The 22,693-nt window shown below is 59.5% G+C and carries 9 protein-coding genes; 1 reads left to right on the top strand and 8 read right to left on the bottom strand.

The annotated features are described in order from the left end of the window. Positions 1 to 21: 21 nt before the first annotated feature. The 5 genes from HWX74_RS13670 to HWX74_RS13650 form a co-directional block, all read right to left on the bottom strand. Positions 22 to 2,976, bottom strand: coding sequence for a hypothetical protein (locus HWX74_RS13670; protein ID WP_176014062.1), 2,955 nt, complete (start codon positions 2,974 to 2,976; stop codon positions 22 to 24). After that, the gene (locus HWX74_RS13665) at positions 2,973 to 3,683 is read right to left on the bottom strand and encodes a type II secretion system protein (protein ID WP_176014061.1); all 711 of its coding nucleotides are present in this window, start codon (positions 3,681 to 3,683) and stop codon (positions 2,973 to 2,975) included. Before HWX74_RS13665 ends, HWX74_RS13670 begins: the two co-directional genes overlap by 4 nt. 55 nt (positions 3,684 to 3,738) lie before the next feature. Beyond that, positions 3,739 to 5,835, bottom strand: a complete 2,097-nt coding sequence (locus HWX74_RS13660) for a DUF6259 domain-containing protein (RefSeq protein ID WP_176014060.1) — start codon at positions 5,833 to 5,835, stop codon at positions 3,739 to 3,741. Between the two features lie 2 nt (positions 5,836 to 5,837). Beyond that, complete coding sequence (locus tag HWX74_RS13655; RefSeq protein WP_176014059.1) at positions 5,838 to 8,198, bottom strand: DUF4838 domain-containing protein; 2,361 nt, start codon at positions 8,196 to 8,198, stop codon at positions 5,838 to 5,840. 95 nt (positions 8,199 to 8,293) lie between these two features. Beyond that, positions 8,294 to 9,421 (bottom strand): GntR family transcriptional regulator, encoded by a 1,128-nt coding sequence (locus tag HWX74_RS13650; RefSeq protein ID WP_176014058.1) that lies wholly within the window; start codon positions 9,419 to 9,421, stop codon positions 8,294 to 8,296. 597 nt (positions 9,422 to 10,018) lie between these two features. Here HWX74_RS13650 and HWX74_RS13645 point away from each other — a divergent pair. Then, the gene (locus tag HWX74_RS13645) at positions 10,019 to 10,396 is read left to right on the top strand and encodes a CrcB family protein (RefSeq protein WP_176014057.1); all 378 of its coding nucleotides are present in this window, start codon (positions 10,019 to 10,021) and stop codon (positions 10,394 to 10,396) included. A 105-nt stretch (positions 10,397 to 10,501) separates the two neighbouring features. Here the strand turns inward: HWX74_RS13645 and HWX74_RS13640 are convergent, their stop codons facing one another. Genes HWX74_RS13640 through HWX74_RS13630 form a run of 3 tightly spaced genes read right to left on the bottom strand, consistent with a single transcriptional unit; the run spans position 10,502 to position 22,452 of the window. Next, complete coding sequence (locus HWX74_RS13640; RefSeq protein WP_254872354.1) at positions 10,502 to 13,903, bottom strand: PAS domain-containing protein; 3,402 nt, start codon at positions 13,901 to 13,903, stop codon at positions 10,502 to 10,504. 15 nt (positions 13,904 to 13,918) lie between these two features. Beyond that, positions 13,919 to 17,803, bottom strand: a complete 3,885-nt coding sequence (locus tag HWX74_RS13635; RefSeq protein WP_176014055.1) for a PAS domain-containing protein — start codon at positions 17,801 to 17,803, stop codon at positions 13,919 to 13,921. Next, positions 17,800 to 22,452 (bottom strand): PAS domain-containing protein, encoded by a 4,653-nt coding sequence (locus HWX74_RS13630; protein ID WP_176014054.1) that lies wholly within the window; start codon positions 22,450 to 22,452, stop codon positions 17,800 to 17,802. The genes HWX74_RS13635 and HWX74_RS13630 overlap by 4 nt, the downstream gene beginning before the upstream one ends. Positions 22,453 to 22,693: the final 241 nt, after the last annotated feature.

The raw sequence follows: 22,693 nt of genomic DNA, 5'->3' as shown, positions 1-22,693 counted from the left end.
TTTTGCCGGGCCAATTTTTCATCAATATTCGATGTACGGGAGGTCGAACAAACCGAACCCGGCCAACGAAAAGGCGTCGCTGCCGGCAAAATCCGCACTGCACGGTTGCGGATACCAGGCGGTGCGTTGTTCCAACTGGGCAAATTTCCGGTGCGGACCGAAAAAATTCTGCGCGGTGTTGTACACCTCGATCGTCAGCCGATTCGTTCCCGGCCGCAATGCCGCCCGCAGCGGAATGCGGACCGAAGCGCCGCTGTCGGCCGGCAACGCCACCATGTTCAGCGTCACCGCCACCCCGGCCAATTCGCCGGTCAATACCAATTGTTCGCTTCCCCGCGGTTTTTCCGGCCATTCAAATTGCAGGCAATAGCGGACGCTTCCCCAATAAAACGGCAGTCCCTGCGCGGCCAGATCGCCGAAATCAAGCGGCGCATCCGCCATCACTTCCACGTCCCGGCCGCGGATACCCACCCGGAAATCGCCAAACAAATAACAATATTCCAGCCGCCGCCGGCGATTGACCAGATGCAGCAGATTGACGCCGGTTTGCTGGAGGCCGGTTAAATCGACTTCCGCCAGATCAGGCGTTGCGTCGTGGACGGTTCGCGGCAAATGCAGCAGATCGCGATAATTGAACTGCAGCCGTTCCAGCCCTTCCGGCTCGAAACCGAACGTCAGTTTCGGCAGCCGGCAAGGCAGAACCACCGTCCGGTGGAAGCCGGTCGGCCCGCTCAACCGGCTGAACGCCTGACTGTCGACGCAATCCACCTCGCTGCCGGGCGCGCCGAAACGGTCGATCAGGCAGACATTCGGCCGGGTACGCGCAATCCGCCAGCCGACGCGCGGCAGCGGAAAACGGCCGGTCGCCAATTCCGGGCGGCAACGGTTCCGCCCGGCCGGACCGAGCAGGGTTTCCGCCAACGCCGCCGGCAGCAGGTGCACCATCCGGAAACGCCCGATCCTCAGCGATTCCGGAAGCGGCGCTACAACATCGTCGACCGGTTCGTAAAGCAGCCAATCCGGCGGCACGCCGCCGATCGAAACCTGGCAGTCGTGATCGTTGAAATTGGCCAGGCTGCAGAACATCCGCCCCCGGTGAATGCGCATTCCGACGGCGATTTCCCGCGCGTCGGCGTCAACCGGCGTCCGCAAGTCAAATGCCGGCGGAATTTGCGGCAGCATCGTCTCCAGCGAATCATACCGTTCGCCCGGCAATTCCACGCCATCCGGCAGCGAACCGAGAATCAACAGCCGGCCGCCGCCGGCGTGGAAGCGCCGCAGCAATTCGACGGTCGACGGGCGCAAGGCCTCCAGCCACGGCAAGATGACCGTCCGGTAGGCGGCCGAACCGATTTGGAGGAGATCGCCGCACACCGAACCGCACTCGGCGACGATCGACTCGAAACCGAAGTGAAACGGCACCTGCCGCCGGCTCAATGCCAAATCAAGTTCCGCCAGCATGCCGCTGTAAAAGGCGCAGTCGCGCCGGCAGCCGGGCCGGACCGGCTGGAAAGCACCGGGTTCTTCGATGACACCGCCGTCGGTCGCGGTTTGAACCGAATCGATCGGATGCCAGACCAGCACTCCGGCCGCCGGCCGGCCGTAGCCGAGCAGCCGGCGCGAACGCCGGACATCCCGGAACAGATCATTCGAGACGGCAAAATACGGTTCCTGAAAAAAATAACTGGCCGGATGGTCGCGTTTGGTGTCGCCGGATGTCGAGTAGCCGAAATAATGCGGCACCAGCTGGTTGGCGCCGTGCAGCAGGAAAAAATTCAAATGCGCCCGCAGCAATTCCGGCGGCACGCCCCAGCCGAGGCTGGCCAGGACTTCAGCCATGCAGTTGCCGTTGCCGGTCTGGGCGGAGACGCTGACTGCCGCCCGAATCAAATTGGCGGCGGAAAAACCCGGCGTCCGGCAAAACCAGCCGCCGCCCTGCAGCGAATTGACCGGGTCGCGCAGATAACGGCCTTCGAAATGAAAACTCAGATAATCGTCGACGCCCGGCGCGGCAAATTCCCGATAGTAAAGCGACGGATCGGCGCTCTTGCGCAGAATGACATGAAACGGCCCTTCGTCGCCGCATAAATGGCCGTAAAAAGCCAGTGAGTTGGCCTCGCACCAACGCCGGACCGGCCGCAGAAACGCGGCGGCGAAACGTTCGGCGCAATAATGGTAATAGTCACGGCGCACCCGGCCGGAATCGGGCAGATTGTCGACCAGCCGGCCCAGGCTGTCAAGCAGGCTGTAACCGTGCCGGGCCGCAAAATCCGCCTCGAAATCATCGCTATAAGCCAAACGCGGCCCGCCCGGCTCCAGCAGGTGGCTGTCGTCGGTGAAGACGCCGGTGATCGTCGTACCGAAAAATTCGCCGAGATGGCGCCGGTACTGTTCATGGGTCAATTCGAGAAACTTTTCGGTCAGTGACGGCTGGAAAAAATCAACCGAAGCCGGATTGAGACCGCGCTGGAAGACCAGCAACGTCATGTCCGGCCGGATTTCCGCACGGCTCAACGGCCGGTCCGGCCGGGCACGGTCGAAAAAACGGACGACATTGCCGGCCGCCAGCGCCTCACCGGCGGTCATCTCCAGAAACGAGAGGAATTTCTGCTGGAACGCTTCGCCGAGTTTCGGCAGCCGCCCGCTGACGGTGCCGCTGGGAAAGCCCTCTTCGTCATAAATCCACAGCGTCAATCCCAGCCGGCGCGCCGCCAGGCAGGCACAGCGCCACAGCGCAAACCATCGTTCGCTCAAATAGGCAATCCGGTTGCCGCGCCGGGCATGGATAACCAGGCCGTCGACACCGGAGGCGGCGGCGAGTTCGAGCTGCCGGATGAGCTCCGTTTCGGTAACTTCGCCATTCCAGAACCAGAACGGCATCAGACTTTCCTCGGGACAATGCGTTTCCATGATCATATTCTCAAAAAAATCGCCGCGGACCGGATCGGCGACGGTCCGCGGCAGTGCGTTGCTCAATATTTGCCCCAGTTGCCGAAGTACTGGGTCGAATTGTCGGAATCGGGTGAAAACTGCTCCTTGCTCCGCCGGTTTTCAACATGCCCGTCGACCAGCAGGCAATTCAGCGATTCGCCGCGGTGCCGCCAGTCGGTCCAACCGCCATGCAATGTCGGAGTAGTGCCGCTGCCGGCCTGATTGACGAACGGATCGGCCTGCCACGGCGCGCCTTCCCAGAAAAAAGTGGTGTTCCAGCTATCCACCATCAACCCGGCTTCGGTCGGACGGTCGATACCGCTGAATTTGTAACAGTTCCCGAAACCGTTGCCGACGCTGCCGTTGATGATCGCGATGCCGTAATCGGTCGCCGCCCGGCCGCCGGCGCTCAACGCCCCGGCGTCGGGATCGTGCAGCCCGACCGCCGTTCGCGCCAGTCCCCACATCGGGCAGAGCAGCACCTCCTGCGACAGATAACCGTCAATCGTCAATTCCACCGGCCACACCTCGGAAACGCCCCAGCCGAGATATTCCGGGATGATCCGGTCGTCGAAATCATTGCCGTACAGCATCGCCGCCAAGCCGATCTGTTTGAGATTGTTCAGACATCTGGTCTGCTGCGCCATCGCCTTGGCCTTGCTCAGCGCCGGCAGCAACATGCTGGCGAGAATGGCGATGATCGCAATCACGACCAAGAGTTCAATCAATGTAAACCGTACTCTTTTCAACATTTTTTTGTCCTTTCCTGTTTGGGTTGACAATCTGTTTCTCCGAGAGTTGAATTTGCTATTTCCGAACGATGCGGACCAGCCGGGCCTGCAACGGCTCCAAAACCAGCTCCCACGGCCGGGAGCGGCCGTCCAGCGCCGCCGCCGCCGGCGTCAGCCGGATCGTCTGGCAATGCCGCTGGAAATTAGCGACGACGAGCGCTTCTTCGCCGTCGGGAGCGCGCCAGGCGGAATGCAGAAACGCATCGAGCTCGTAAACCGCGTTGAACGTCTTCAGGCTCCAGCGCTCCCCGTCCAGCGCCGCCGGGGTTTTCAGCCGGCGGCCGTATTGCAGAAATTTGGCATGCCGTCTGCGGAAAGCCGTCAGATGGCGGATGAAATCGATCGCCGGCTGCTGCTCCGGCAAAGCGGTATCCCAACTGATACCCCAACACCAGATGATATTGCCGCCGGAACCCAGTACCACGCTCAACAGATCGCCGGCGGTAAAAGCATAGGCGAGCCGGTAGAGCAGATTGTCCGGATTTTCCGCGGCGTTCAACTGCTGCAACGTGCCGCCCTGGTTGCCCATGAAATTGTTGACGTACTCATGGAAAACATAACTGTAGGCCGGCACCGAAAGCCCGTCCCTGCCCATCCAGCAGAAGAAACGCAGGTCGCTGAACGGCAGATATTTCAAATACGGCTCCGCCGCCGCGCATTCGCAGCCGAGCGTCATCGAACACTGTTCCGCCCGGATCGCCGCATTGAGCTCTCCCATCAGCTTCGCCATATTGCGCGTCTGCCAGACGCCGGGGACTTCCGGATGCGCATGGTGCTTCGCCCAGCACAGATGGGAGGCGCCGCCGAGATTCTGGTCGAAGAACTGCGCATAGTCGATGCCGAACCGGGCCAGTTTGACGGCCTCTTCCCGCAAGGTCCGTTTCACCCACGGTTCGCTGACACACATGTCATAGCCGAGGCGCTGTTCGTGTTCGCCGTTGCAGATATGGGCGCGCAATTCGCCGTGCGGTCCGCGAATCATGTAACGTTCCAGCCCCTGCTGCTCGCACTGTTCGACCCGGCTGTAGGCGTTGATGCTGCTGGTCTGCGTCCAGGCGGTGCCGGAGCAGTAAACGCCCAGCAGATGCCCTTCGCGATGCAGCGCATCGCGATATTCGCCGAGCAGCGCCTCCCCACCGAGCGGCGGCCAGACGTAAGGCGGCGCCCACGGCGCGGTTCCTTCCCAATGCATCAGCAATGCCATGATCCGGCTGTCGAACGCCTCCGCGTAACGCCGGACGACCGGCAAGGCGTTGCAATACGGAAAATATTCGTTCGGCGCCATCTCGCCTTTATCGGCGCCGTGTCCCTGCACTGGATAAAGGACACAGACCGGCGAGTCATCCACAAAGGCCGGAAACTGTCCTTTCGGCGGCAGCGCCGGATCATCTTCGACCCAGTCGCGGTAAATTTCACAAGCGTCCATCCAGTCGCCCCGGAACAGGCGAACGACGAAATCGAACCCGCCGTCATACCAGTCTGCGGCGCCGGCGCTGCCGCAGAACAACCGGAACGCCAGCCGCGGGCCGCCGGCGGTCGGCACACATTCGATCGCCTTGGTCGCGTGAGAAAAGTCATGCGCGGCAAAATAAACGCCCGCTTCCGGATAATAATAAGCGGTGAACTGCATCGGCATGTAACCGGGATAATGGTTGTAATAGGGATAGTCCGGCTTGCCGTAGCAGGCGTTCATCGGGTCGCGAGGCAGCCAGCCTTCCTGACGCGGCTGGAACAACTGGCCCCCGGCATCTTTCAGCAGCAGAAACACCGGATCGATCCATTCCAGGCGCAACCCGTCCGGAATGCCGGCGACAACCGGATGGAAGCCGAAGCCGCCCCCCGCCAGCCGGCGAACCGTCATCGTCACCCGCAGCGCCGGATAACTCCGCTGTCCGGCAAACGTCAATTCGACACCGGACGGCAAGTCTTCGGCGGTCAGAGCGAAATCCAAAGAGGACAGAATCTTCAACTCGTTCCGGTTGTCGCGGAAGCCGAGTTCGAAAAGCACCTCTTGCGGCTTGAGCAACGCAAATCCGGCCAGTTCCAGCGCCGCCACCGCGCCGGTGCCGGAGTCGAAAACAATTCTCTCCTGTTGATTTTCCAGAACCGTCATCGTCAATTCTCCTGTCCCGCCGGCGGCGCCAGAACAATTGCCGCACAGTATAAATATTCCGCTTCCGGCACTTCAAGGCCGGCCAGAAACGGCTGGGCCCGGTTCAGAAACGGGATATTGCCCAGCTTCACCCATTGCCAGTGCGTTCCCTCCACACCGACCCGGAACCCCAGTTCCTGCCGGATCAGCGGATACCAGATCCCGCACCAGAGCACCGGCCGGGTCGTCGCCTTTTCAACGCGCAGCAACGCCCAGAGGTCAAAGCTCAACCCGGGCCGGACCGGTGTCTCCGGCAAGATGCCGTAACGGAAAGTCAGCCAATTGAGCTTCCGGGTGGCAATCCGCAACACCGGAAACGGACTGCCGGGCGGGTCTTCGACCGCGACGGCATCGGCATTCCGGGAGAAATCCGTCGCCGGCACCACCACGCATTCCGTCTCCTTCAATCCGTCGGGCAGCGGCAACGGCAGCGGCAGCGGTTCGGTCCGGTATAAATCTTTCAACGCGGCGGCAAATGCTTCGACGTCCATGCCCATCCGGCAGACCGAGCGCGAATAGCCCAGGACGCAATCCTCGGTTCCGCTGCAGGCACAAGGGCCCAGCGCCTTCGTTTCGGCAATGCAGGCTTTGATATTGTCCACCACCTCCCGGATCAGCTCCGCCGGCGGCTGTTCCGGCGTCCGCCGGTCGATTCGCTGAAGCGCCGACCAGACGGTGAATTCCGGCCGGGTCAGATAGGCGACGTCGGCCGGAATTTTCAACCTGGCCACCCGCCGGGAAAGGACCGGATCGGCGGCAACCGCCTCCGCTGCTTCCGCCATCAATTTCCGCATCCGCTCGATCGCCGGCAGGCTCAGCCAGCCGGATGTTCCGCCGGTGAAGATCGACAGATGAAATTTCGGATGCGAATCAATTTCCCGCTGCTGGAGCGCCAGATAGTCGAGGATATACGGCGCGGCGGCTCCGCCGTAATAGCCGGTGACGAACTCCCGGGTCAATTCCGCCGCATCGAGGTCGGGATTCCACAACAGATGGGCGCCGACCCACTGGTGCAGGGCAGTGAACTCCCCGAACGCCGGCGCCCAATGTTCGGCGAGTACCGCCGTCACTTTATTTGCCGCCATGAAACGCAAGTTGCCGGCGACGTTTCCCCACAGCGGACTGGGAATCAACGGATCGATGAAATTCGCCCAGTAATCCCAGATCATCAGATGCGGCGCGATTTCGCTCCAGCGCTTCAAATCGGCAGCGAATTCGCTGTTGACTTCACACTGTTCCGGGGTGGAATCATACGGCCGGGCCAGATTGCATTCGATCGGACAGAGCCGGATCATCACATTGTGCCGCGGCCGGACCGCCGGGTTATCCGGCGGCCGGCGGGTGTACTCGTAAGCGAACGTGCAGACGATCGCGGCGGGAAACTCCTGCTCCACGCCGGCCGCCACTGCGTTGATGAAGTCGATCATCAGGCCGCTGTGACCGCCGAGCGCTTCCTCCGCAGCGCGGCACGTCGCGCAGCAGCAGAAAGTCTGATTGTCGGCCTGACTGCAATCGACGACTTTCGCGCCGTCGAGCGCCCGCAGATTCTCCTTCACCTTCCGGATCATCTCCCGCCGCATTGCCGGATTGGTCAGGCAGAGCTGGCCGTCCGAAACGCGTTTGCCGTCGCGTTCGGCGTACCACTCCGGGTGATCGGCAAAGTAGGTCTCCGGCGCCAACTGCCAGCCGCTCAACTGGGTATGGCAGAAAATGCTGTTGCTGCCGCCCCACTCCGGCGGCAGCGGGTGGTGACGGGCGCCGTCGAGCTTCAGGTGAGCGAGAAATTGCGGATGTTCGTTGACATCCGGATAGAATACCTGACGGATCAGGCTGAAGACGGGAGCGTAACGGCGGCACTGCGGCTCCAGCTCCAGCGTCGGCAGCGACGGAATCTCCGTCTCGTACCAGGTCCACCAGCGCACGCCGCACCAATCCTCCAGCCAGGTATCGACCGCGTACAGCGCGCCGCGCTGCGCGTCGCCGGCCAACACCAGCGGTCCGGCCGGGTCGACCGCGATCAAAATCTCGTCCTGGCGCCACGCCTCCGGCCAATATTCCGGCACGGCCCGCCGCGCCGCCGCCGAATCACCGACGAAAACCACCTTTGCCGTCCCGTCCGGCACCGCCGCGACGACCGGCAGCCGGCAGCCGGTGATCTTTTCAACGTATTCCTGCAGCTCCGCCGCGGCATTTTTTTCAACCGCCGTCGCATCGGCTGCGCTGTAAATCACATATCCGGACTTTCCGTTCTCGACCAGCACGATACCGTTTCCACCGAGACAGAACCCCAGCATCCAGAAAATCGAACACCATTTTTTCCACATGACACACCAACTTTTATCAAATTATTATTTATAACTGCTTAGAACTTTATAAATTCAAACCTATCAACCCGCCGTCGCCCAGGCAAGCGTTCTCTTTAGTGATTGTGGCGCGGATCGGTGACCGCCGCCGAACGCGCCCGGCCGTCGATGAACAGCGGACAGACGTTGACCACCGTGTAGCCGGTGCGGCCGTCGAACAGGTCGCCGAGACATTTGCTGCACTGCATGCCCAGCACATACTGATCGTAGGAGAGGGTATCGATTTCAAAGATCTGAGCGCCGAAATCCGGGTAGAGGCACTCCGAAATAACCGGAAAAAGTTGTTCGCGGGCAATACCGCGCCGCTGTGCCGCCATCACCACCATCCACGGTTCCACCGTGGTCAGCAGACAGTCGAAGTCGGGTGCTTCCTGCCACAGCCGGTCGAACGCGTCGAACAGTTGCAAGGCGGGAATGCCGTTGGTGCTGACCATCGTATCGGCGACGACCAGCCGGCCGTTCTCCTCCGGCAAACCGGCATTGCGCAAGGCCAGCTGCACCCCCTGGAACCGTTCCCGATACCCCTGGTGGTTGCTGGCGACGAACACCGCCGGCCGGCGGCAGCCGCGCGCCAGCAGTTGCGCCGCCGCCAGACTCCAGCCGGTCAACGAATCCTGCCGGACCAGCGAAAAAGGCCGATTGGGCAGGGTCAGCATCGATTGGTCGCTGGCCTGGCCGAGCACCACCATCGGTTTGCGGGTGTTGATGAACCAGCTCAAATCGCTCAGCCGGAAATCGCCGGTGACCAGATAACCGTCGGCTTTTTCCAGCGCCGTATATTTCCCCGGCGTATCGCCGAGCGTGGCATCCAGGTGATAAATGCTGTATTGACAGCGGCAATTTTCCTCGGCGGCGTGCTGCACGCCGTTCAAAAAGCACATAAAACTGTCGGCTATGCCGAAATTGAACACGACGATGGCAACATGGAGATTTTCGGCCCGATCGGCCTTTTTCGGCTCGTTTTTCAGTTCCAGCCAGAAATTCCCCTGCCCTTTGACCGTCGAAACGCAGCCGTCGGCCTTCAGTCTCTCCAACGCCTTGCGGATGGTCACCCGGCTGCAGTTGTATTTCCTGGCCAGATCCCGTTCCGAAGGCAAACGGCTGAACGCCGCCGCCCGGCTGCTGGCGGCCTCCTGCAACAGCTCTTTGGCGACACGTTCATAGTTCAATTCTACCAGATCCATCGTCCGACCCCCATGTTGTCATATTGATATGATACCACAAAACCACGCAAAAGTCAATAGGCAACTGCAAAAAAGCCGGATTTTTCTCTTCCGCCCCTGCTAATACCACAATAAAGCAGCCCCGGGATGACATTGACGCCGGCGAAACGCGCCGGAACCTCCTTGGTCCGCTCCGGCGGCCTCAGGCACGCCGCAACGCTTTGCTTTCAGTGATCCGTTTACCATCCCCAGGCTTTCCAAATTTCCCCAGCTCGTATATTTCAGGTCGAGAATGCCGAATTTACAGCAGTTGCAGACCAGTTGCCGGCGTGCCGATCCGTCCGGTCTGGTTTGCCGAAATAATGAATATTTATTTGCCACAGCCGACAACGCCTGACAAGCCCGGAAGAAATATCACGGCAAGCCATGCGCCTTCCGAGCCGGTAGAAAATTCGACCGTATCCTTGAACGCCCCCCGGCCGGCATGTATATTATTCCCGCACAGGGAAATGAAGTTCTCCTTCCGGCGTTACGCCGAACGGCCGGTTGCGGCTGGTGATTTCCATAAAACAAACAGGGTGTCGGCTTTTTCATTGCCGCCCCCTCTCGGGAGGCCGTATGAAGATATTGCTGCTGGCCGGACTGGCCGGTTTTGCCGGAACCGTCATCCGGTACGGATGTACGCGCGCCATCAATCATTTACTGCCCGGATTTCCCTGGGGAACGCTTGCCGTCAATGTTGCCGGCGCCTTTCTGGCCGGCTTTTGCCTGGTGCTCTGCCGGACGAAATTTCAGCATTACGAAGCTTATTTCCCCATCCTGTTCATCGGCTTTTTCGGCGCATTTACCACCTTCAGCACCTTCGCCCTCGAAAGCGCCCGTTATCTGCTCAACGAACAGTATATCAAATTCGCTTTGAACGTTTCCCTGCAGAACGTCACCGGCATTCTCGCCGCCGCAGGCGGAATCCTGCTGGCGGGAACCTGCTTGAAATAATCCGGGCGGCCACCAGAGCCATCCGACTCTGTTTCATCCCGGCATCTCCCGCAACCGGCAAGTTTGCCGCCCGTTTCCCATTCGAAAGCGAAAACAGCAGTTCCGTCAGGCGCCCGGAACGGCTTCCGTTGCTTTTTTATGAAATTTATCGAGAATTTCATTGAGTTTTTCCAGCGTGACCGGCTTCAGCAGGAGGCCGGCAAAATGTTCGATGGCGAAATTGTCCCGCGATTCGGCATCGGCGGTGACCGCAATCACCGGAAGGCGGGCGGTCAACGGGTTTTGACGAATTTTTTTCGCCAGCTCCACGCCGTTCATCCCCGGCATCCACAGATCGGTCAGAACGACTTCGAAATTCCGGTCGTCCTGCAGGATATTCAATGCTTCCCCGCCGGACCCGGCGCAGACGCTTTCCACATCAAGCTTACGCAGCATAGCGGCAAGCACTTTGAGGTTCATGGGCACATCATCGACCAGAAGCAGGCGCAGCTTCTGCAAATCCGTCGGCGCTTCCGCGCACGCCGCCGCCGGCCGTTCGCCGCTGTCCGTCACCGGTTCGACCTCATCGAGCCGGACGATAAAACAGCTTCCTTTGCCGACTTCGCTTTCAAGCATGATTTTACCGTTCATCCGCTCCGCCAGCCGGTGGCAGATGGCCAGCCCCAGGCCGGTGCCGCCATAAACATGGGTGTCGCGGATCGTATCGCTTTGCACGAAGGGTTTGAAGATCCGGTGCCGGGCCTCCTCCGCGATGCCGATCCCGGTATCGCGAACCTGGATGAAAAGAGTTCCCCGCGCCGCATCCCTGCCCGGGCGGAAGTCGGCGGCAAGGGTGATTCCTCCCTGTTCGGAGAATTTCACGGCGTTGCCGATCAGGTTGAGTAAAATCTGGCGCAACCGGAGATTGTCCACCTTGAGCAACGGCAGGCCATTCGGACAATCCATTCGGAAAAACAGTTTCTTCTCCTGGACTTTATATTGGAACACCGCCTGAATTTCCCGGAACAGCGCCGAAAGATCGGTCGGCTGGAGCATCAGCACCATCTGTTCGGATTCCAGTTTCGAAAGATCAAGTACGTCATTGATCAGCCGGAGCAGCGAATTGCCGGCCAGATTGATCGAATCGAGGTATTCCATCTGCTCTTCCGGCGACAGGTCGCCGCCTTTCAACAACTCCGAAAAGCCGATGACGGCATTCAGCGGCGTGCGGATTTCATGACTCATGGTGGCGAGGAAATAGCTCTTGGCCTTGCTGGCCGCCTGCGCCTCCTGCAGCGCGGTCGTCAGTTTCTTCTGAATCGCGTTGAATTCGGTCACATCGAGCATGGTTTTCATAATGTAAACCAGTTTGCCGTCGATGACGATCGGATTGGCGCGCAGAAGATAATCGCGATCCTTCAGGTGCAACTCGCGGGTGTGCACCATGAGGTCGTCATGGGTTCGCCGCACCGGGCAATCCCGGGAACGGCACTTTTCGCCGCAGAAAACCTCCTGGCAGCCGAGGCGGTAAACCTCCTCTTCCGACTTTCCGGCGATTGCCAGGGCGGCATTGTTGCAGCGGATCAGTTGCATGTCCGGATTGAACAGCATGATCGGAATGTTCATGGTGTCCAGAATCAGGTGTTTTTCATATTCGCTGCGGTCAAGATCCTGCCGGCTCCGCTTGCGCTCGAGGAAAATCTCCGCGATATGGGCCATCGAAATCAGCAGAAACTTCTGCTGGGCGGACAGCGGTTCATGCGGCGCGCGGAAAGCGAAACCGATGTATCCCCAGTATTTGCCGTTCAGCCAGAGGCCGATTCCACACAGCGCCCGGACGCCGAGCGCCGGCATATGCCGGTTCCATTCGCCCTGGATGCGCCTGGCTTCCTCGGTTTCAGTATCCGTCACTTCCCAGATTTCGTGATTCATGGTCTTCTGGAACCAGACGGCCTCCGGCACAATCGGCATTTCCGGATAATCCTCCAAAGGAATTTCCAGCGAAGCGTCCTCTTCGAAAGCCGCATAGGCGATATCCTTGCCGATCGAAAAATCGGAACGGTAAATATAACCGGTATATGCTCCCATGAAGCCGACGATCGTCCTCAAAATTTCGGTGAACACCTCCTGGTCGTCCAGTTTGGTCATCAGCCGCGCCCAGATCCGGTTCAGCAGTTTTTCCTGTTCCACATAGCTTTTCAGGTTTTCCAGCAATTTTTCGCGTTCTTTTTCCAGCCGCTCCTGCTGCGTGATGTCGATGCACAAGCCGAGCAGGAGCCGGGTGCCGTCGGACCTGGTCAGAGAACTTTTGATACAGCGGAAAATGTACTTGCCGCCATCCTTTCCGGTCACGGTTTCGTTGTTGTCCCCTTCGCCGCGCTCCAGCGCAATCAGATCGCTGCGGCGGCAGGCTTCGACATTCGCAGGGTCGTCATACAATTCGGCGTCCGTCCTGCCGATGATTCCGGCGCTGTCGGTGCCCAGGAACGCCGCATAACTCCGGTTACACATCAGGTAGCGGAAGTCGTCATCCACATTCTTGACGAAAAATGCGCAGGGCAGATTGTCCTGGATCGCCTGCAAAAGCTGGTTGGCCTCGTTCAGCTTGCGCTCCTTTTCCACATTGGCGGTGATATCCCGGAAAACCAGTATCGCGCCGGCCCCCTTGCCCGCCTCATCCCGAACCGGAGCGGCAGTGACGGCGACATGACATTCCCCGTTCGGAGCGGCCAGGGTAACCGGCTCGCGAAACTCGATCGTCTGCGCAAGCCCGATCGGCCGGCGGGACGGGGCTTCGGCGCCATTCCCGTCCGCCGCCCCCATCAGGCGGACCGACTCGTCGAACGATTTGCCGACCAATTCTTCGCGCGGAAGGCCGATCAGCCGCGCCGCAACCTGATTTACCAGCATGATATGCCCCTGCGCATCCACGGCGACGATGCCGTCGCCGATGGATTTCAGCATCAGCCGGAACTGTTCGGTCAGGGTGTGGAGCTCATCGACATCGAAAGAGATGCCCAGAACCGTCGCAACGCCATATCCTTTCTTCGGCAGCCGGACGAATTCCGCCCGGCGCCACCGGCCCTGATAAACATATTCGACCCGTCGGGATCGACCGTCTTCCAACACCTGCCTGATCGGCTCTTCAAAAATCTTCAAGATCGTTTCAGGCAGATCCTGCAGCGAACGGAGCGGACCGGCGCCGTCGGGAAGCCGGGCCCTGAAAAAGTAAATCTTGCCGGAACGGTCGGTAATGCCGACGTGGATGGGCATTGCCTCCAAAATCATCTTCAGACGCCGGTTGCCCTTCAGACAGAGTAACAGGCATCCCGTTCCGGCCGACACGGCCAGCACAGCCATGACGGCCGCGACAACCCATCCTGTTTCATTCGTTACCCAAAGCGGAACGCCGGCAGACGCCGTTCGAAAAACCTGATCATCTCCCGCCCCCGCGTACACCGTCAAGCCGAGGCAGCCCGTCCCCAGGCTCGCCAACAGCCGGAGCCACAACCGTTTTTTACCGTACATCAAAAACACCTTTCCTTATCCAGCAACCACCGCAACCCGGTCTGACGAGGAGCCGTGCGGAGGATCATCACTCCGGCGAACCCGCTCAAGCAATTTCTGCAGCCCGTCGAGCGTAATGGGCTTGAGCAGAATATCGTGAAAATCCTTCCCGTCGAAGTGGCTCCGGGCTTCCATATCGGCAGTCACTGCGTAAATCGTCATATTCGCCATGCCGTCGAGACGGTGGATCGCGGCAGCAAGCTCATCGCCGTTCATCCCCGGCATCCACAAATCGGTCAGCACCAGATCGGCCTGAATTTTTTTCAGCAGTTCCAGCGCTTCGCTGCCGGACTGGGCCACGATCGGCCGGGCCTTGAGTTTCCGCAAAATCGCCGACAATACTTTGAGATTCATCGGCACATCGTCGACCACCAGAATGCGCAGCTGCGGCTCCGAATCCGCCGCCGGCAGCCGGTCGTCCACCGGTTGGGCAGCCGGAACGGCGGGGAGGCTTGCCGCAGCCGCGGAACGGTACGGCAGGCCCGGCAGCTCAACGATGAACCGGCCGCCCCGGCCGGCCTCACTTTCGGCACGGATGGAACCGCCCATGAGATTCAGCAGTTTCCGGCAAATCGGCAGTCCGAGTTCAAAAGCAAAGAGCGTACTGCTGTTGCGCGCCGCGTCGAGCCGGCTGTTGTAGGGCTGGAAGATTTTTTCAAGCTCTTCCGCCGGAATTCCGGCGAAAGTATCCTGCAACCGGATGAAAAGGTCGCCGTGCCGGTCGCTTCCGGGACGAAAACGGACCTCCAGCGTCACTTTGCCCGGTTTCATCGACTTCACCGCATTTCCGAGCAGTTTCAGCAGAATCTGCCGCAACCGCCTTCCGTCCAATTGCATCTGCGGCAAATCGGGTGGAAAATCCAGAACGAATTCCAGTTCTTTCGCCTGGAACACCCGGCGGACCGCCGCTTCGACTTCCCGCAGCAACGCGGCCAGGTCCAGCCACTGCGGAACGATCTCCAACTGTCCGGCTTCGAGTTTCGACAGGTCGATCACATCGTTGATCTGCGCCAGCAGCACATTGCCGGCCAGATGGATCGACTCGATGTACTCGAGTTGTTCCGCCCGCGGCAACTGATCGTTCCGCAGCAGTTCGGAAAATCCGATCACCGAACTCAGCGGCGTGCGCATTTCATGGCTGATGGCGGCAAGAAAAGAACTTTTGGCGGTATTGGCCGTGTCGGCGGCCCGCACCGCCTCCTCCAGCTTGCGCCTGCCCTCGTGAATCTCGGTCAGATCGATCACCGTCTCCAGCACATGGGTGATTTCACCGTTCCGGCCGCGAACCGGCGTCGCCGCTATCAGACATTCCCGCTGATGCAGCGAAAGACGGCTGGAACAAGGCTTGCCGGAGCGAATCGCGTTCCACACCGGGCAATAATCCGGCACTTTCTCGCAACAGCACAAATTTTTGAAGCAGGGCATGCGCTGCATCGTTTCGACGCTTCGGCCGCAAAGGTCGCCGGCCGCCGGGTTGCAGCAGAGCAGCTGTCCATCGGCAGAGAACAACAGGACCGGAATCGGAATCGCATTGATGATGAGCTGGCTCTGCAGATGCAAGGTCCTCACCGTCTCACACTGGCGCTGGCGGGTCTGGGCCAGAGCCAGAATCTGGGCCGTCGACCGCAGAATGTTTTTCTCCTGGGCCGAAAACGCCCGCCCTTCCCGCCGGAACCCGATGCAGAGAATGCCGTAGAGCTCGTTGCCCAACCAGATCGGAGCGCCGATCAACGTCCGGCAGCCGATGCTCCGCAGCCTGTCGCCGAACTCCCGGTCCTCCGTGTCGGAGACCATCAGCAGCCCATCGCATTGGAACCGGCCGTACCACTGCAGAAACTGGGCGGTCAATCCGGAATCGACCTGTCCCAGCAGCGCCGAAAACGCCTGGTCGAACCATTCGTGGGTTATCGCAAACTTCCGCCCGAATTCGTCGAAAGTCCCCAGCCAGGCGCGGTCGCCCCCCAGTTGGGCGGCAATAATCCGCAGAATACTGCCGACATTCCGGTCGAAATCCTCTTCCAGCATGATCTGCGACAGACAGGAATTCATAACCCGCTCATTTTCCACGTAGCCCTCGAGGGAACGGATCAATTCTTTGTGTTCATTCTCCAGCGCAATATCGGCAGTGATATCCTGAATGAAACCGAAATGGCACCCGCTGTCGCAATCCCTGGCCACCAACAGCCGGAAAGTCCGGCGCATGCCGCTGGAATCGGAGCGGCAAACCAGTTCCGCGTAGTCCTGTCGTCCCGAAACGATCAGATCGCGCTGCCGCTGCAATTCGGGCCGGTCCTCGGGAATCGTCCACAGCAGCAAATTGACCGGCGCCTCTTCGAAACCGGAAAAACCGATATCGCGGTTGCCGCCGATGATCCTGACCTCGAGTTCGCCGTCGCCGATGAAATAAGTGATGCGCGCCAGCTCCGCAACCCGGTTCAGTTGCAGGTTCTTGATGGTCAACTCCTGTTTCTGCCGCCACTGCTCGAAAATATCGACGGCGGTTTCCAGGCCATAAATCATCCGGCCGTCACGGCCGAATACCGGCTGCACGGTCACGAGATATTGACGGCCGTGTCCGGCAAAGTCAATGCTGACCGCCTGTTTTTCCTCGGCAACCCGTTTCAGCGGACACCACTGCGGCGGCGCGGCGCAATCGCACAACATTTCGTAACATTTCCGGCCGACGACTTCCGCTTCGGGGCGTTTCAGCGCATCGCAGGCGGTCGGATTGACCATCACGATATTGTAGTCCAGATCGAACATCACCACCGGCATCGCGATATTGGCGAAAATCTGCTCTTTCAACGAACTGCTTTCCTGGATTTCCTGCAATCGCAGTTCCCGCTCCATCAGCAGCGCATACAAGTTGCAGGCGTTACGGAGGCGGTGGCGGTCGGCCCCGACAAATGGGTGCGCCTCATCCATATGGTAAAGACAGATAACGCCCGTCAATTCATTTTTCAGCCAGATGCCGGCAATCATGATCGAATGCACGCCAAGCCGGAGCAGCCGTTCCGCCAGAAATTCCAGGCCCGCCGGCGGCGGCATTGCGCCGCCGACCACAATTTCCCGCCGCTCCTGGAGTTCCCGCCGAAAATAGTCGAACTTTTCCCCGCCGAACACTTCAACCCGCGACGGCCACACCGGCAGATTTTCCCGTCGCCATTCGTGCGCCCGCTTGACTTCCCGGCGTTCCCGGTCGAACAGGTAGGCAACGCTGCGGTCGGCCCCGGAACGGTTGCCGAGTTCCTCCAGGATGAACTGAGCGCAGGAATCGAAGTCATCCGTCGTCGCCAGCAAAGACAGACAACGGTTGATACTCTGTTCGTCCTGCAGCGAAGCATCCAATTCGCGAAACTGTTCCGCCAGTTGCCGTTTCAGCTCCCGCTCGCAGGTGATATCGGAACTGATGCCGATCAGCAGCCGGGAACCGTTTCGAATCAACAGCCGCTTCCAGATTTTCATTTCAATTTTCCGGCCGTCGCGCGTCCGCATGACCCGGAAATCGATGCTTTCCCTGCCGGAACGGATCACTTCGGCATCCAGTGCGCGGATATCCGCCGCTTCGCCGGCGAAAAGGATATCATCGTCCAGGTTGCCGGTCGCTTCCTGCACCGGCAGTTGTTCGCAGTTCCGGTTCATATACAGATAACGAAAATTGTCATCCGCATCTTTGATGAACACGTAACCCGGCAGGTCGTCCAGCACGGCCCGGTAGAAAGTGCTGTTTTCGGCATTTGCCGCCGCCAAGCGTTTCCATTTCCGGCAGCGCAGGACCAGCAGGACCAGCGCCGCGGCTTCGGCCAGCACGAAAAAGCTCAGGAGGAATACCCACCCATTCCAAGATAAATCGGTTGTCATGATTGCTTTTCTCCGGTGTATTCGAAACGGCAATACCGCCGCAACGCATCGCGAAGCAGATCCAGCGTAATCGGTTTGAGCAGCACGCCCTGGAAGATATCCGGAAATTCGGTCAGAACCTGAGCGTCGGCGGTGACGGCCAGGATCGGAATGGCGGCGAATCCCGGGATTTCCCGGATGCGCTCCGCCAGTTCCGTGCCGTTCATCTTCGGCATCCAGAGGTCGGTCAGAACCATGTCGTAATTTCCGTCCTGCCGCAATCGCCTCAGAGCCTCCTCGCCGGAAGTCGCCGACTCGCTGTCGACCTGGATTTTTTTCAGCATGGCGGCCAGCACCTTCAAATTCATCGAGACATCATCCACCAGCAGCACCCGGCAATTGCCCACCGCCGCCGACGGCATCTCCACCGGCTCCTCCGGTGCCGTTTCCCGGCCCGCTTCGAAACGGACGTCGGCCAATTGAACGACAAACGTGCTGCCGCATTCCGGCCGGCTGGTGACGGAAAGCCGGCCCCCCATCTTCTCGACCAGCCACCGCGAGATCGCGAGACCGAGGCCGGAACCTTCGTAGGCGCGCCCGCCGCGCATCGAATCCCCCTGGACGAAAGGATCGAAAATCCGCCGGAGGTTTTCCGGCGCGATGCCGATGCCGGTATCAGTCACGGCGATGCGCAGGGTGCCGGCCTCCTCCGTCTGCGCGGTAAAGGCCGCTTCGATCGATATGCCGCCTGCATGAGTGAACTTGAATGCGTTGCCGATCAGATTCAGCAGCACCTGCCGCAGCCGCTGATTGTCGACATGATACAGTGACCGCAGGCCGGCATGGTCCACCGAGAAGAGAAGGTTCTTTTCCTTCGCTTTCAGGCGGAAGATCGAAGCGATCTCATCGATCAGCGCCGCCACGTTCACCTTCGACACATGAATTTCCATCTGCTCGGCTTCGAGTTTGGAGAGGTCGAGCACATCGTTGATCAGGTGCAACAGCGCAGTTCCGGCAAAATGGATGGATTCGAGATAGGCGTCGTGCTCCTGCGGCTGAACGCCGCCCTGCCGCAGAAGCTCGGAAAAACCGATGACGGCATTCAGAGGCGTCCGCAGCTCATGGCTCATCGTCGCCAGGAAGTAGCTTTTGGCGCGATCCGCCGCCCGCGCCTGCTCCACGGCCTTCTGCAATTCCTGTTTCTGCTGCTGGAGCTCGGTAACGTCGATATCGACCTTCAAGACGTACATCAATTGATTCCGCCGGTCAAAAAGCGGCTGCGCGGTAATGATTTTCCGGCGGTCTTTCACCTCCGCTTCGTGAACGTGCATGCAGCCGTCCTCCAAAGTCCGCCTGACCGGACACCACGGCGGCGGCGACGAACGGCGACACATCACATTGTAACACTTCAAACCGGACAGTTGGCCCACCGGAATGCCGCAATCGGCGGCGACGCGCGGATTAGCGGTCACCACATTGTAATCGAGATCCATGATAACGATCGGAATGGTGATGTTATCGACGATCTGCCGCTGCAGCGATACGCTGTCGGCAAGCTGTTCAAGCTGCTGGAACCGCTCCCGCGCCAGCAGAAACAGATTGGCGATGCTGCGGACCATATGAACGTTGTTCTCCGAAAACTTCTGCTTCCTCGCCACAAAATCGAGGCCGACAAAGCCGTAAAGCCGATTGTCGATCCAGATGCCGCTGGCCAGCAGCGACTGGATACCCTGCGGCTTCAGAATATCGCGGGCGGTATTCTCCAGGCTGATCGGCGGCCGGTCCATGTCTTCGATGATGATTTCCTGCCGCCGCTGCAGTACGGTCGTCCAGGCCTGATAAGAGGTCATATCCTGCTCTTTCAAGCAGTCGATCTGCGGCTCGATGCCGTCGCGCACCCATTCGTAATCGTTGCTGGATCTTGTACACTCCCTGTCCAGATAGCGGAAAATATAACACCGGTCGGCTCCGGCGTTTTCGCCCATAATGCGGAGCATGGCGTTGATCGCCTGCTCCATGCTCGGCTCCAGCGTAATCCGGGTCAGCGTCTGGTTGATGATGCGTTCCGTGCTGCTGAAGTTATTCAATTCTTCAATGGTGCGTTTCTGCGCGAGTTCCAGCTCATACTGTTTCGAGATGTCCATGCCCATGCCGATCAGCAGCTTTTTGCCGTCCGACCTGGTAATCACATTTTTGATGGTCTGGACCACCGAACGTTCACCGGAACGGTTCGTAAAAATTTCCCGGATATTCAACGGCTGCCCCGAAGCGGCCAGTGCGGTATCGTCGTCGTGGAATTTCCGGACCGCCGCTTGATCCCGGGTAAAGATTTCCCGGTCGGTGCGGCCCGGCAGCAGCTTGCTGTCCAACCCGACGATTTCACCGAACTTCCGGTTCGCCAGCAGATAACGGAAATCGTCATCGGCATTTTTCACAAAAATATAACCCGGCAGATTTTCCATGATCCCCTGCAGCAGATTCAAATTGTCGCGGTAACGGAACTCCGCTTCCCGGGCCGCGGTTACATCCTGAATCAGACCGAAAATCTCCCAGGTGCGGCTGTCCGGATTGTAAGATTTTACGGCCCGGAGCTCAAAATAGCGGGGCTGTTTCGGGTCGCCCGCCGCATAATGGACGACCATCTCCGAAGCGTCTTCGGAAAGCAGCCGGCGCCACTTGTCGACAAAAGCCTGGCAGAAGGCCGGCAGCAGCCAATCCGCCGGCAGCAACGGCTGTCCGCCGGACCTCGGCCAATAAGCCTCTCCGACGAAATTATCCAGCACCTGCCCGGCGGCATCGCAATGGAAATAATCGAATCGGGCCGCTTCGCCGATCGTTTTCAGGATGATGCTGTGCAAGCGCATCCGGTCGCGTTTCCGATATTCGTCGGTCACGTCGCGAAAGACAAGAACCGCGCCGGCGACCTTTCCCTGCTCGTCGTGAATCGGAGAGGCGCTGTCCGCAATATGACGACGGTTGCCGTTCTTGTCGATCAGATCGGTATGATTGGCCATCTCCACGATCGTGTTGCACTGCAGCGCCTTCGTCAGCGGGGATTCCACTTTTCCTCCGTCGAGATAGCTCACAAGGTGGAACACGTCGCCGAGTTTTCGACCGACAGCTTCTTCCCGGGCAATTCCGGTCAAATCCGCCGCCACCGGATTCCATAAAGTTACATATTCTTCCCGGTCGGTGACAATTACGCCGTCGCCGATGGCTTCCAGGGTCAGCCGGAAACGTTCGGCAATCTGCGCCGCTTTCTGGTGCATCGCCCGGATTGCCGTTTGGTCACAGGAAATCCACATCACCACGCCGGTATGGAACGGATTGTTGTGCGGCAGGCGGATAAACTCCGCATGGCGGCAAGCCCCGAGAACCTCATAGTCGCGCTCCACCTTTCTGCCGCTGCCGAAGGCCTCCCGGATCGCTTCTGAAAACAGCGTCGCCGCCGGCTCCGGAAACCGGTCGGCCAGTCCATTGGACTCCCCGGCCATTTCCTGCGGAACACCGGGCAGATGGGCGTAAAGAATATGACCGGCACGGTCGACGATGCCGATCCGGAACGGCAAATGTTCAATGATCATTCTCACTTTTTTCTGCGCCAGCCGCCGGAAGAGCAAACCGGCGATAAAAAGCAGCAGAACCGCCAGCAGAACCGCCGCCGCCAGGATCAGTTCCGCATAATGCCGCTCGAAGAAACTCGGCAGCACATTGACCAGTTCCGTTCCCGCCGGAAGGCGGGCGGGCGGAATCCGGAACCTCTCCAGGTCCGGCGCATTGAATATCAGCGTGGCGCCGCTTTTTTCAAAGGGAATTTCGCAAGCCTTTTCGCCCAGCAGAATCCGAAGCGCCAGCGCCCCCGTCTGCCGGCCGTGATCAATACCGGAGGCCACGCAGCCGCCGCTGCTGCCGAGGTCGATATAAGACTTGAAACGTCCAAAGATCAGGCCGGGAAACACCTGGCGAATTTCCGGCAGAATCTTACTGCCGTCAACCGCCCCCTGCCCGCGAGGTACGCTCCAGGAATGAAACAACAGCAGGCTCTCCGGCGGCTGCTGCGCCAAGATGTGCAGCAATTCGGCCGTCGTGTGCGTCCCGCCGCTGACAACCGTTATTCTGTCGTGCAGCTCCGGCGGAATCAATTCATAAAACGGCTTCCAGCCGGGGTTGTCAAATGCGGTCCCGGCCACCAGAATAATGCTGGCGGTATCGGGACGCAGAGTCAGGCCGAAACGGATGTTTTCATAAGGCAGAAACGGCGCCAGAATCCCGGTTGCGTTCAACGCTTTTTGACGTGCAGTCCCGAGTTTGCCGTGGTAATTCGCCAGCAGAAGCGGCATTCCGGACGGCAGTTTCAATCGGCCGGCCAAGAAAAGATCGGCCGCGCCGTTATTTTCGGCGATCACCAGATCGAACTTCCGCTCTTCCAGCCGCTTCGCCAGTGCCGCGATATCCTCCGGCTCCGGAACATTGTCCGGGCGGGCAAGCAAACCAAGCTCGAAAATGTCGAAATTCACCGGCAGGGGACCGGAGCCGACGGCTTCCTCCAGCCCGCTCATCAAATCCCGGGTCCACAGGTCGGCGGCGGAATAGGAGTTGATGACCAGAATATGCTTCGCCTCGTCGGCCCCGAACGACGGCATCACGGCGATGCCGCATACGCCAATCAAAAAAATGAACGCCGCCCGCCGGCACCGAATGAAAAGAGCAACGTTCCGCGGTCCAGAATGAATGATTGCGGAACAAAACCCGCTTCGGAAAGTGAATTGAAAATATTTACGGTACATGTACCGTCGGCCGCTCTTTATGGAGAAATCTTTGTTTTTTCCGATCCTGTTGCTTACGCAACGATTCTCCATAAACACATCCTGCAATTTGAAAAAATATCGCCATCTGCGATATACAGCAGCT

The organism is Victivallis sp. Marseille-Q1083, from assembly GCF_903645315.1.
GTDB lineage: Bacteria > Verrucomicrobiota > Lentisphaeria > Victivallales > Victivallaceae > UMGS1518.
Note: the sequence above shows the minus strand (reverse complement) of the source record. Positions and strands in the feature narration are given on the sequence as shown.

Excerpts from the sequence above, each read along its gene's own strand:
- HWX74_RS13665 (WP_176014061.1), bottom strand. The coding sequence starts at position 3,683 with ATGTTGAAAAGAGTACGGTTTACATTGATTGAACTCTTGGTCGTGATT.
- HWX74_RS13660 (WP_176014060.1), bottom strand. The coding sequence starts at position 5,835 with ATGACGGTTCTGGAAAATCAACAGGAGAGAATTGTTTTCGACTCCGGC.
- HWX74_RS13655 (WP_176014059.1), bottom strand. The coding sequence starts at position 8,198 with ATGTGGAAAAAATGGTGTTCGATTTTCTGGATGCTGGGGTTCTGTCTC.
- HWX74_RS13650 (WP_176014058.1), bottom strand. The coding sequence starts at position 9,421 with ATGGATCTGGTAGAATTGAACTATGAACGTGTCGCCAAAGAGCTGTTG.
- HWX74_RS13645 (WP_176014057.1), top strand. The coding sequence starts at position 10,019 with ATGAAGATATTGCTGCTGGCCGGACTGGCCGGTTTTGCCGGAACCGTC.
- HWX74_RS13640 (WP_254872354.1), bottom strand. The coding sequence starts at position 13,903 with ATGTACGGTAAAAAACGGTTGTGGCTCCGGCTGTTGGCGAGCCTGGGG.
- HWX74_RS13635 (WP_176014055.1), bottom strand. The coding sequence starts at position 17,803 with ATGACAACCGATTTATCTTGGAATGGGTGGGTATTCCTCCTGAGCTTT.